Below are 12,730 nucleotides of genomic sequence, written 5' to 3'. Positions count from 1 at the left end.
TTGTATTCCGATCATAATGAATGGATTGCAGGGCTACCCGGCGCGAACCACGCTCAACTCCGGCTTCCTTGTTTCCGAAGCAGGAAGAAGCCGCGCAAAGTCTGTGAGAATTTGCGCATAATCCTCCGCATGAAACTCGTATGGCAACTCCAGCCGGAATTCGGAGACAAGCGGTAAAACAGGATCGGCGGCCAGTGTTTCCAGAATTTGCTCTGTCGTCCCCACAATGTCAGGCAGAAACAATGTGCGGCGCGGACCATGCGCGAAACCGGTTCGCTTGTCGCGTTCTGCGGCAAATTCCGTATAGCGACGACGCGCATCAGGACTCGCGCTGTCCGTGGGCAGGATCACCCGGCCGAGCGCGACGCGCGGCGCGCGCTCATGCGCCCATTCCCTCTGAAAGCGTTCAATCAAGGCTTTTTGGGCCGTCAGGAAATCATCCGTATTTTCACCGCTGACAATGTTGCCCGTCAGAAGGTTAAATCCCGCCTGTCCCGCCCAACGTGCAGAATTCTGCGATCCGCCGCCATACCACAGACGGTCGGTCAGCCCCCTGGCAAAGGGTCTTAAACGCGGGATTTGTGCGCCAGCGGCATTGCCTGCTTCCGTTTCGTCCGAAAGCGGTTCTGACCGCAAGGCTTGAGCCAGTTTTTCTGCACGCGTATGACTGTAATCGGCGATCGGCGCTTCATCCACAAAATCTGCGATCAGATGTGCAAACGGTGGGGCACCGACAGAAACACCGACATTCAGCCTGCCCTTTGAGAGCAGGTCCACAGTTGCAAGGTCTTCGGCCAATCGGAATGGGTTTTCATAACCAAGCTGAATGACCGCAGTACCGAGGCCGATGTTTTTCGTCCGCTGCGAAGCGGCAGCAAGGAATGTCGCGGCAGATGAAATACCGCGTTCCAGATGCCGTTGCCGCACCCAGGCACTATCATATCCCAGCCGCTCTCCGTGCTCGAAAAGCTGAAGCGTATCCTCCAAACCTCGTGCGGGATCATTCTCGTGATGACTGCCGGGAATGAGGAAGGCAAAATGTTCAATATTTGAAAGTGGCATACTCATTTCCTTTTAGGCTGCTGCTTCGCGATAACTTTGAAGCCGCGCGAGAATTTTTGCTTCCTGCTTCGCTTTGCGTTCCTGCACACGTTGGGTTGCCTCTTCAAATGAGGACGATGGGGGATAAACCGGTGTGGAGACTGGCTGTCCCAGTTTGGTGCCGATGTGCTTTTCAAAGGGCAATGAGCGATAGTGCTGAACATCCGCTGATGTATCGAAAAGTGGACGATAGCCGAGCGAAATATAAAGCGCTGCTGCCTCAGGCTGGCGAAAGCCGGTGGAGAGATAGGCACGTGTGTAACCCAACTCCCCAGCGCTTTCTTCGAGGGCCAAAACGATACGACGCGCCAGCCCCTGCCGGCGCAAATGCGACGCCGTCCAGATACGCTTGAGTTCGACAGTTTCATCGTCGTGGCTCATGTAAGCGCCTCCGGCGATGGTTTCCCCATCGCGCTGAAGCAGCAGAAAACCGCCGAGTGGCGGTTCAAACGCTTCCGCAGGATAGCGCAGAATCTCGGCGCGCGCGCCACCCGGTCGATCCAGATTCGCATAACGGCTGTCATATTCATAAACCAGCCCGTCTATGAGAGGCTGCGCCGCAGGATCCAGAAGAGACGATTGAGAAATAATATCTACCATTAAAGGCCTCCGAGAAAACAGATACTTCAAAATCGACCATTCTAAGAAGAACATATCCAATCATATCGAAGTATCTACCATTCAGATTGCATATTTATTTTTACATTTGCACGATATGAACGTTTAAATATTGACATAATATTGGAACAACGTTTCTCGATTAAAGATAGACAAAAACCATAGGCTATATCTTCAATAGGTTTACTGATGAGGATTACATGCCTTACGCGCTTAGCTTTCTTGATAAGAGCCCAATTCAAGGCGGAGAAGATGCCAGAGCAGCTCTAAGCCGAACGGTTGCACTTGCGCAGAGGGCAGAACAGGCAGGCTTCAGACGCTTCTGGGTAGCCGAACACCATAATTCTCCCGCTCTGGCGAGTTCATCGCCTGAAGTGCTGATTGGATTTCTACTCGCTCATACGAAACGCATCAGGATTGGGTCGGGTGGTGTCATGCTCCAGCATTACAGCGCCTATAAGGTTGCCGAAAATTTCAATCTTCTGTCTTCGCTGGCACCGGGGCGAGTTGATCTGGGCGTGGGAAAAGCGCCGGGTGGTTTGCCGCTTTCAACGCGTGCTTTGCAGGGAGCTTATGATCCGGCGAAAAAGCCTTCCTTTGAGACGCAGTTGACTGAACTGGATCGCTATCTCAGTCATGATAACGCAGGATCTGATGAGGAGAGTCATCTCGAAGCTTATCCGGTTCCACCGCAAAAGCCGGAAACATTTCTTCTTGGTGCCAGTATTGAAAGTGCCGAACTTGCCGCCCGCCTCGACTGGGAATTTGTTTATGCCGGGCATATTCAGGGTGATGCCGAAGCAATAAAGGCTGCACTTGTGGCTTACCGGGCGATTGCGCATCGGCCTGCAATACTTGCAGTCAGCATTATCGTGGCAGACAGCGATCAAGAGGCCGAACGGCTGATTGGCGATATTCGGCGATTCCGCGTTTCGGTTGAAGGCTTGCAACCTGTCAATGTGGGCAGCGAAGAGCAGGCGGTCGAATATGCAAAACAGGCAGGCGCCACGCACTATACGATCGAAGAACGGACACCGCATGTCATTCGCGGAACGCCACAGCATGTCCATGCAGAGCTAGCGCAACTTCATCGGGACTTCGGCGTCACAGAATTTATTGTCGATTGTCCGGTTGCTGATGGCGCCCACCGTCTCAGAACCATTGAGCTTCTCGCCAATGCTCGCCCGGCCATCGCGGCATAAAACCTTTCAATCCCCCAAACTGGATATTCAACGTGGTAACAAGAAGATTTTTACTGGGTGGGCTCAGTGCCCTTGCGCTCACTCTTTCCGCCGGAGCTGGTATTGCTTTCGCACAGTCGGGGACTGAACCGGTCAGTGGTGGCTCTTTCACATGGGGTGTGGAGACAGAGCCAAGCACGCTCAACCCACATTTGAATGGTCAGGCCAAGGCCAAGCTTATTTTACGCAACAGCTATGAATCCCTTTTGGCCCGCACACCGGAGGGTGGTTATGTACCATGGCTCGCCAAGAGCTACGAAGTCTCTGAAGACGGCAAGACCTATACATTTAAACTGCGCGACGGTGTGAAGTTTTCGGATGGGGAGAAATTCGACGCGGCGGCTGTTGCTCTCAACTTCAACAAACTTAAAGAACCGACCTATTCGGGTAGCATCAGTGCAGGCCATGTTGCACGCGTCAGCTCAGTAGAGGCGGTTGATCCCCTAACCGTCGTTATCAAAGTTGACCGTGTTTACGCCCCTTTTCTGGATGGCGCGGCGGGTATTGAACTGATCTCACCCAAAGCATTCGAGTCTGCTCAGCTGAAGGCCGGCGGAAAAGAAATCGCCGGAACCGGCCCTTTTATCATCGACCGATATGTCAAGGGTCAGGAAATCCGCTTCGTCAAGAACCCCGACTATAATTGGGCACCCGAAAATGCCGCCCATCAGGGTCCGGCCTATCTTGATGATGTGACCTATCGTTTCCTGCCTGAATCCTCAGTGCGTATCGGCGCGCTCACCTCCGGGCAGATCGATGCAGCCGAAGGCATTCCGGGCAATGATGCCCAGCTTTTCAAGGATAATCCGGAGTTTAGCTATCAAACTTCAATCAACACCGGAACACCTTACACGCTCTATCTCAACATCACCCGCGCGCCCACTTCTGACATCAATGTGCGCAAGGCAGTTCTGGCTGCAATTGATGTTGAGCGCATCATTCAGTCGGTTTATCGGGGTGAACGCGAACGTGCCTGGGGCATTCTCACCCCTGCCGATACCGACTTTTACGACAAGTCGATTGAAGGCACTTACGGTTTCAACCCGGACCTTGCCAACAAGCTTCTCGATGATGCGGGCTGGACAGAACGCGATGCAGACGGGTTCCGCACCAAAGACGGTAAGCGTCTGACGATTGAGGTTGTTCAGTCACAATCCACCGTGCGCGACCAGCGAGATATACTGTTGCAGGCGGTACAGGCACAGGCCCGACAGAATGCGGGCATTGATATTGCGCTGCAATATGTCGATGCGGGCACCTATTCCAACCGCCAGAAAGACGGCGAATACGGGATAATTCCAAACTCGACCACGACGCAGGAAAACGGCGTTACGATCTACTTCCATTATCTGCCACGCAATAAGGGTGGCTCGATCAACTACAGTCGAACTGAAGACCCGAAGGTTTCCGAGTGGCTGGATCAGGGCGCTTCCACGCTCGACGCTCAAAAGCGCTTCGAGACTTACGCAGAACTGCAACGCTTCGCACTGCTCGATCAGGCTTATGGCCTGCCGCTCTATGTGCCAGCCGATCAGATTGTTGCAGCATCGCGCGTAAAAGGCATCGGTTTCCGTCCTTTCAAGCGGCTTCCCGAAAATGCTTACGACATCTGGCTTCAGGATTAATTCCATTCCTCTCAAGAGAGACCGAACATGCTTAATCGCCGATATTTTCTAACACTTGGAACCGCACTTCTTGCAGCGGTCGCGCTGCCAAAAATCGCTTTTGCGGAAGATGTGAAACCCGTTGAAGGTGGCAAGCTGGTCTGGGGTGTTGAAACTCAGCCCGCAACGCTTAATCCTCAACTTAATGGTCAGGACAAGACCAAGCTTCTGCTGCGCAATGCTTATGAATCGCTTCTCGCACGCACGGCTAACGGCGGTTATGTGCCGTGGCTTGCGAAAGACCATAAGATTTCAGACGACGGCAAAACCTACACATTCACGCTGCGCGATGATGTGAAGTTCACGGACGGCGAGAAGCTAAACGCGCAAGCCATCATTGCCAACATTACGGCGCTCAAAGATCCGGCCTATTCCGGTAGCACGAGCACCGGGCCAGTGTCGCGCATTGCGGATGTGAAGGCGCTTGATGACAACACAGTCAGCTTCACACTCAAAAGCGTTTACGCGCCGTTTCTCGATTATATCGCCGGCCTCGAAATTCTCTCGCCCGCTGCATTCAAATCAGACGAAATCAAATCCGGCGGCCCTCAGATCGCAGGCACTGGCCCTTTCATTCTGAAACGTTATGCCAAGGGGCAGGAACTCAATTTCGTTAAGAACCCGGATTACAACTGGGCACCGGCAAATGCCGGCCATCAGGGTCCGGCCTATCTTGATGAAGTGACATATCGCTTCTTAGGCGAGTCCTCAGTGAGAACAGGTGCGCTGACTTCGGGTCAGGTTGATGTCATTGAAGGTGTGTCCGGCAATGATGCAGCCTTGTTCAAGGATAATCCTGATTTCACTTATCAGACAGCCTTGAATACCGGCACACCTTATTCGCTTTTCCTCAATGTCGAGTGGGGGCCGACGCAGGAGCTGAATGTTCGCAAGGCGCTGGTTGCTGCGCTTGATGTCGATGCGATTCTCAAGTCCGTCTATCGGGGGGAACGCACTCGCGCATGGGGCATCACTTCGCCGATTGATCCACAATTCTACGACAAAAGCATCGAAGGAAAATACGGTGCTGATCCAGAGCTTGCCAACAAGCTTCTTGACGAAGCGGGCTGGACCGAACGCAATGCGGAAGGCTTCCGCACCAAGGACGGCAAGCCGCTGACCATTGAAGTTGTTCAGGCACAGGCAACGGTGCGTGATCAGCGTGACGTTCTGTTGCAGGCTTTGCAGGCACAGGCGCGCCAGAGTGCGGGCATTGATCTCAAGATCGTTTATGTGGATGCCGGAACTTATACGGATCGCCGCAAGACGGGCGAATTTGGCTCAATTGCCAATTCCAACACACCAACCGATGCCATCGATATCGAGTTGCATTACCTGCCACTCGATAAGGGCGGATACATCAATTACAGCCGTGCTTCGGCACCTGAATTGGCACAATGGCTGAATGAAGCCGCCTCGACGCTCGACCAGGCGAAGCGGTTTGAGCTTTACAGCAAGCTGCAAAACTTCGCCATTCTGGATCAGGCCTATGCCCTGCCGCTCTATGAGCCTGAAGACCAGGTTGCTGCTGCGAGCTATGTCAAAGGCATCAGCTTCCGTCCGTTCAAGCAACTTCCTGAAAGGGCTTACGACATCTGGCGCAGCGAATAAACACGCCGTCCTGCGGACTTCGGCACAGAGGAGCTACAGATCATGGATGCTGAAAATACCACGACCATCGGTCGCGCACCCGCAAGCTGGTTGCCCCGGCGTTTTGGAGTCCCGCGCAACAGCCTTACGGGACAAATCACCCTGCGCATAAGTTCAGGCCTGCTGGTACTTTGGGCCGCGATCACACTGAGCTTCATCAGCGTCCATCTTGCGCCCGGTGATATCGTCAGCATCTTGATTGGCGAGCAGTTGCGTACGCCAGAAGTCGAAGCTGCCATTCGTGCAGAATGGGGTCTGGATGATCCCATTTTCGTGCAGTACCTCTCCTATCTTGGACGTATTCTGCATGGCGACTTCGGCCGTTCTTATTACCTGCAAACGGATGTTTCCCAACTTCTGTTCTCGCAGATGTGGCCGACACTCAAACTCGCAGGTGCGGCGCTTTTTGTGGCAATCGTTTTTGCTGTTGGCAGCGCTGTTTTGACAGCCGGTAAAAAACTGCCGCACTCAATCGCAGCCGGCACAGAACTTGTGCTGATTTCAACACCATCCTTCTGGCTTGGAATTGTGCTGCTCTTCGTCTTCTCCTTCACACTCAAGCTGTTTCCGGTATCAGGCGACAGGAATTTCGCAGCACTCGTTCTGCCCGCTTTGTCACTTGGTTTGTCTCTTGGGGCAGTCATCGGACAGGTGCTGCGCGAAGGTCTGGAACGCGCGCTGGAAGAACCCTTTGCGCTCACCGTTCGCAGCTGGGGAACCAGCAATCTTGTGCTGCGGTTGCGACATGGTTTGCGCCATGCATCTTTGCCTGCGGTAACGCTGACCGGCTGGCTGATTGGCGGGCTTCTTTCAGGTGCGGTCATTACCGAAGCCGTATTCGGTCGACCCGGTCTTGGACGTATCACGGTTGATGCAGTGCTTTATCACGACCTGCCGGTGGTGTTGGCTGTCGCTATTTTCTCGGCGTTTATCTATGTCTTGATGAGCACCATCGTTGATGTGCTCTATCTGCTGATTGATCCCCGCCTGAGAACCGAAGGCCGGAGATAAGTCATGAGTGTCACCCCCGCACTTGAAACACATTCGACGGCAAAACCGGCTGGTACAAGCTTACGTAATCTGGCCCAATTGGTCCTTTCGCGCCCGGCACTTGCACTGCCATCGCTCTTTCTGGCACTGATCGCGCTTGCAACGCTCTGGCCAGCTTTGCTTATAACAGCCGATCCGTTGCTAGCCGATCCACTACAGGCACAATTGCCACCTTCGGCAGAACATTGGTTTGGCACCGATCATCTGGGGCGCGACGTCTTTTCACGCGTGGTTCACGGCGCGCGCTATTCCGTTCTGATCGGCTTTAGCGCGGTGGCTATCGGAGCAATCGCTGGCTCGATTTTGGGGCTTTTGGCAGGATTATCGCGCGGTCTGATCGATGAAGCAATTTCCCGTTTTCTCGATGTAGTGTCTTCGTTTCCAGACCTGCTGCTGGCGCTGGTCTTCATCTCGTTCACAGGACCGGGCACCATCAATCTGATCTTTGCGCTTGGGGTCGCCATCATTCCACGGTTCGCCCGCGTCGTCCGAGCGCAGACCTTTGTTATTGCACAGAGCGGCTATGTCGAGCAGGCGAAGACGTTTGGATTGAAGCGCCATATCCTCGTACTGCGGCATGTATTGCCCCACGCCATTGCACAGGTGCCGATCCTCGCAACAATCGGACTTGGTACAGCCATCATCAGCGCTGCGGGCTTGAGCTTTCTTGGCATGGGACCGCAACCACCAGCTCCCGAATGGGGTGCGATGCTCTCAGAAGCGCGAAACTATCTGCGTGTTGCCTGGTGGATTGGCGTCTGGCCCGGCCTGGCTATCACGCTCACCGTCATATCGATCAGCATTCTCGGACGCCGCTGGCAACTTGCCTTTGAAGGCCGGAGGCAGTCATGACCTCCCCCCTTGTTGAAATCCGCAATCTGTCCATCAGCTTTCAGCGCGACGATCAATCCGTCAAAGTCGTCGAAGGCATCGATCTGACCATTCATCCCGGCGAGACAGTAGCGCTGGTTGGGGAGTCCGGTTCCGGCAAGTCGGTGACAGCGCGAGCACTGATCGGTCTTTCTGGAGCGGGAGCAGTCGTCGAAGCTGATCGCTTCGAGATTGATGGTCTGAATGTTCTCGATTATCGGGATAAGGAATGGCGCGGTTTGCGCGGTAACACGATCGGCTTTGTCTTGCAGGACGCTCTTGTTTCGCTTGATCCGCTGCGCCGTATCTCGCAACAGCTTTCCGATGCCTTCGGCGTGAAGGGCTTTTTCCGACGACCGGATGTCACGGATCGTAGCAAGGCGCTGCTCCGTTCAGTTGGAATCCCCGACCCCGATCGCAGATTGCTGCAATATCCGCATCAGCTTTCCGGCGGTTTGCGGCAACGCGCACTGATCGCAACAGCGGTTGCGCGTTCGCCGGCGCTGCTTATTGCTGACGAACCGACCACAGCACTGGACGCAACGGTTCAAAAGCAGATTCTTAATCTTCTTGCAGAGCGCCGCAGGGCAGGCCAGACACTTCTGCTGATCAGCCATGATCTTGCTGTTGTCTCACAGCTGGCTGATCGTGTGCTGGTCATGCACAATGGCCGCATTGTTGAGGAAGGCCCCACAAAACGGATCCTCAATGCGCCGAAGGAAGCCTATACGCGGCATTTGCTTGAGGCGGTTCCGTCGGCCGGATCACGTGGCTACAGGCTATCGCCAGCACTGCCGCACCAGCCGCAAATCAGAATAGCGTTGCCGGCAAAGCGCATTGATGAAAGCACCAATGTTCTGGAAGCCAAAGGGCTTTTCAAGCATTACGGCAAAGCCAACACGCCTTTGGCCGTCAATGATGTCTCGTTCTCGCTAAAAGCTGGCGAAGCGCTCGGCATTGTTGGGGAATCCGGCTCTGGCAAAACCACTGTTGCAAAGATCGTTCTGGGCCTTACAGAACCCGATCAGGGTACGGTGCATATTGATGGCAGGCTCTGGAGCAATCTGCGCGAAGAGCAACGCCGTTCGCAACGTGCCCATATGCAACTCATCGCACAGGACGCGCTAAGCTCGTTCGATCCGCGTTACACGGTTGAAAAAATCGTCGGTGAAAGCCTCGATTCCGTTCATGTCTATGGCGATGAACGGCGCAAGCGCGTGGTGGAAGTGCTCGATGCTGTGCGTCTGGGCGCACAGTTTCTCAAGCGCTATCCTCGTGAACTGTCGGGTGGCCAGCGCCAGCGTGTCGCCATTGCCCGTGCCTTTGCACCGCGTCCGAAACTTCTGGTGGCCGACGAACCTGTAAGCGCGCTTGATGTATCGGTTCAGGCTCAGGTGCTCGACCTTCTGGCAGAGCTGCAAGCTGCCTCCGGCACGTCGCTTCTGTTCATTTCCCACGACCTCGGCGTCGTTCATCATCTGACAGACCGTGTTCTGGTGATGAAAGATGGCCGCATTGTCGAGAGCGGCGCTGTTGAACGCGTCTTTTCCCAACCACAGCACAATTACACACGCGCGCTGCTTGATGCAGTTCCAACGATAAGCGCTGCTTAAAAAACGAGGAAGTTTCCATGACCAGAACACGTACCCGCCGCCTCAAAACCCTGTTCGGTGCCAGCAATGTTGTGTCCGCGGCCAACGATCAGGACAAAAGCTTTGGGTTCAAACGCGCAATAGAATTGGCAAAAAAGGCGGAAGCCGAAAGGATCACCGGGCTTTTCACCGCCGATCTTCTGCAGATTGATCCGGCAGGTCTTGCAGGCACCACCGGCACACAGGACCCGGTGATTGCACTGGCGGCACTCGCTCATGCCACATCGCATATCGGGCTTATTGCGACTGTCTCCACGACATTTCTGCATCCTTACAATCTCGCGCGCCAGATTGGGACGCTCGATCATTTGAGCTGTGGCAGAACCGGCTGGAATGCAGTCACCTCTTCGGTCGGGGAGGAAAATTTCGGCGGAGATCTGCCAAGCCCGGAAGAGCGCTACGAAAAAGCTGCGGAGTTTATCGAAATCGTCAATGCGCTCTATGATGCCAATGAGCGCGATGCGATCACCCGCAAACCATCAGGTAATATCGCGGTTGATCCAGCGAAATTTCATCCCATCAATTATGAAGGCAAGCATTTCAGTGTCAGAGGTCCACTGAATGTGCCGCCTCTGCCGCAGGGGCGTCCGGTTCAGTTTCAGGCCGGTCAATCCGATGCCGGTGTTACAGTTGGTGCACGCTATGCTGAGGTCGTCTATACCTCACAGCCAAGGCTCGAAGATGCCGTAGCCTTCGCCGCCGAGCTGCGCCGTCGTGCTGCTCAGTTTGGCCGTGGCAACAATCTGCCATTCATCATGAATTCGCTTCATTCGCTGATTGGCTCTTCTGAAGCCGATGTTGCCCGACGCCTGAAGGATAAACACGAGGCAATCGATTATGATCAGGGTCGTATCAAACTTGCCGATATGCTCGGCGGGCATATTGATCTGAGCGACCTGCCGCTCGACAAGCCGCTACCAGAAAACCTGCTACCGGAAGTCACCAGCATTAACCGCCGCCGGGGCCGTGTCGAAGTGTTCCGTCGCTATGCGCGTGAAGGCCTTTCCTTGCGTCAGTTGATCATTGAGGCGCAGGAAACCGGCCACTGGTCAGTGGCGGGCACGCCGGAACAGCTCGTCGATGCGATTGAAGAACGCTTCAACACAGGTGCTGTTGACGTTCTCTCGCTGCACGGCATTGGTAATCCCGATCAGGAAGATCTGCTTCTAAATGGCCTGATCCCGGAGCTTCGGCGCCGATCGTTGATTGATACGGATTATATCGGTTCTGACTTCCGCTCCAATCTGGAACTGCCACCCTTATCCGTTGCAACACCATCTCAGGCCCGGAGCGCCTGAAATGGCAAAGCGTGAGGGTTTTCTGCGTTTTGGCTTGTTCGTCTATCCGGTCGGCCACCATATTGCGGCATGGCGGCACCCGGATGCTGTTGCAAATGCTGGCATCAATTTCGATTATTATCGCAATATTGCCGGGCTGGCAGAAGCAGCCAAATTCGATCTTCTGTTTCTTGCTGATGGTGCTGGCACGCGTGGCGACAATCTCGAAATTCTGAGCCGCACAGCGCACAGCTATGTAGCACAGTTTGAGCCACTCACGCTTTTATCTGCACTCTCCACTGTCACCAGCCATATCGGTCTTGTCGCAACGGCTTCATCAAGCTTCAATGAACCTTTTCACATCGCACGAAAATTTGCGTCGCTTGACCATTTAAGCGGTGGTCGCGCAGGATATAACCTTGTGACCTCGGCCAGCGACTTTGAGGCACGCAACTTCAATCTCGACCGTCATTATGAACATGCCGACCGTTATGAACGGGCTGAAGAATTCGCCGATGTCGTCAAAGGGCTATGGGATAGCTGGGAAGATGACGCCTTTCTTTACGACAAGGAGCAAGCACGGTTCTTCCACCCGAACAAGCGGCATGTGCTGGATCACAAAGGCAAGTATTTCTCGGTTCAGGGACCGTTGAATGTGCCGCGTTCGCCACAAGGCCATCCGGTGACCGTGCAGGCTGGCTCATCTGCGGCGGGTAAGGAGCTGGCAGCAAAAAGTGCGGATGTCGTTTTCACCGCGCAACAGACGGTCGAGGAAGCTTCGGACTTCTACAAGGATGTCAAACAGCGTGCAGCACGCTATGGTCGTAATCCTGATGATATCAAAATCATGCCGGGCATTTTTCCGGTTGTTGGTCGCACACGGCAGGAGGCGCAGGATAAATTCGACCAGCTGCAGAACCTCATTCACCCATCGGTGGGGCTCAATCTACTTTCGTCAGGCTGGTCGGGTCCCGACCTTTCGCAGTTTGACCTTGACGGTCCCGTACCTGAGTTGCCGGAAACTCAAGGCAGCAAAAGCAGACAGCAGCTTCTGTTTGAATTGGCGCGGCGCGAAAATTTGACCATTCGCGAACTTTATCTACGGGTTGCGGGCGCGCGTGGTCATCTGCAAATCGTCGGCACTGCCAAGGATGTTGCTGACGCGCTTGAAGAACGTTTTGAAACTTATGGCGCAGATGGCTTCAATGTGATGCCATCGATCTTCCCAACAGGTCTGGAAGATTTTGCCGAGCTGGTTCTGCCGGAGCTTCGTCGCCGCGGGCTTGCCCGCAGCGATTATGATGGTGCGACATTACGGGATAATCTCGGCTTGAAAATTCCGGTACATCCGGCCACGATTATTTAGACCAAAGCTCGAAGAGTAAAACGGATCGAGCTTTGGTTGAACCTATGTGGCCACAGAACATTCTCAAGACGTGATGCATAAGCACCTTGAGCCGCCTTGTTATTAGAGCGCATCCCCAAAGCGTTAAACGGCTTGCAGACAAAGATACGCTCTAAGAAAGAATAATTTATTTATCTGTATAATATAAATAACGTTTATTATCATTCAATTACTGATAACAAATTCTATGTATTTATTTCAA

Annotated in this window: 10 protein-coding genes; 8 read left to right on the top strand and 2 right to left on the bottom strand. The window is 54.0% G+C overall.

Features of this window, described 5'->3' with window-relative positions; all coding sequences use genetic code 11:
• Nucleotides 1-33: 33 nt before the first annotated feature.
• Entirely contained in the window at nucleotides 34-1,062 is a 1,029-nt protein-coding gene (locus H5024_RS16245) for an LLM class flavin-dependent oxidoreductase (RefSeq protein ID WP_187548158.1), read from the bottom strand.
• A gap of 12 nt (nucleotides 1,063-1,074) precedes the next feature.
• Nucleotides 1,075-1,701: a GNAT family N-acetyltransferase gene (locus H5024_RS16240; protein ID WP_187548157.1), complete on the bottom strand. Its 627-nt coding sequence runs from the start codon at nucleotides 1,699-1,701 to the stop codon at nucleotides 1,075-1,077.
• 218 nt (nucleotides 1,702-1,919) lie between these two features.
• On the opposite strand from H5024_RS16240, the gene H5024_RS16235 reads away from it, so the two are divergent.
• The 8 genes from H5024_RS16235 to H5024_RS16200 are packed head-to-tail and all read left to right on the top strand — an operon-like array spanning nucleotide 1,920 to nucleotide 12,489.
• On the top strand, nucleotides 1,920-2,921 hold the full coding sequence (locus tag H5024_RS16235; protein ID WP_187548156.1) for an LLM class flavin-dependent oxidoreductase: 1,002 nt from the start codon (nucleotides 1,920-1,922) through the stop codon (nucleotides 2,919-2,921).
• Between the two features lie 32 nt (nucleotides 2,922-2,953).
• On the top strand, nucleotides 2,954-4,585 hold the full coding sequence (locus tag H5024_RS16230) for an ABC transporter substrate-binding protein (protein WP_187548155.1): 1,632 nt from the start codon (nucleotides 2,954-2,956) through the stop codon (nucleotides 4,583-4,585).
• A 27-nt stretch (nucleotides 4,586-4,612) separates the two neighbouring features.
• A complete protein-coding gene (locus tag H5024_RS16225; protein ID WP_187548154.1) occupies nucleotides 4,613-6,235 on the top strand; it encodes an ABC transporter substrate-binding protein in 1,623 nt (540 codons plus the stop codon).
• A gap of 42 nt (nucleotides 6,236-6,277) precedes the next feature.
• Nucleotides 6,278-7,285 carry an ABC transporter permease gene (locus H5024_RS16220; RefSeq protein ID WP_187548153.1) on the top strand — a complete coding sequence of 336 codons (1,008 nt, stop codon included), beginning with the start codon at nucleotides 6,278-6,280 and terminating at the stop codon, nucleotides 7,283-7,285.
• 3 nt (nucleotides 7,286-7,288) lie between these two features.
• A complete protein-coding gene (locus tag H5024_RS16215; protein ID WP_187548152.1) occupies nucleotides 7,289-8,176 on the top strand; it encodes an ABC transporter permease in 888 nt (295 codons plus the stop codon).
• Nucleotides 8,173-9,807, top strand: a complete 1,635-nt coding sequence (locus tag H5024_RS16210; protein ID WP_187548151.1) for an ABC transporter ATP-binding protein — start codon at nucleotides 8,173-8,175, stop codon at nucleotides 9,805-9,807. Before H5024_RS16215 ends, H5024_RS16210 begins: the two co-directional genes overlap by 4 nt.
• Before the next feature lie 17 nt (nucleotides 9,808-9,824).
• Nucleotides 9,825-11,144, top strand: a complete 1,320-nt coding sequence (locus tag H5024_RS16205) for an NtaA/DmoA family FMN-dependent monooxygenase (protein ID WP_187548150.1) — start codon at nucleotides 9,825-9,827, stop codon at nucleotides 11,142-11,144.
• Nucleotide 11,145: 1 nt separating this feature from the next.
• The gene (locus tag H5024_RS16200) at nucleotides 11,146-12,489 is read left to right on the top strand and encodes an LLM class flavin-dependent oxidoreductase (protein WP_187548149.1); all 1,344 of its coding nucleotides are present in this window, start codon (nucleotides 11,146-11,148) and stop codon (nucleotides 12,487-12,489) included.
• The last annotated feature ends 241 nt before the right edge of the window (nucleotides 12,490-12,730 follow it).

It is taken from the genome of Ochrobactrum sp. Marseille-Q0166 (genome assembly GCF_014397025.1).
In the GTDB taxonomy this organism is placed as follows: domain Bacteria; phylum Pseudomonadota; class Alphaproteobacteria; order Rhizobiales; family Rhizobiaceae; genus Brucella.
The sequence above is the reverse complement of the archived record's forward strand: the minus strand, read 5'-3'. Positions and strand labels throughout refer to the sequence as shown.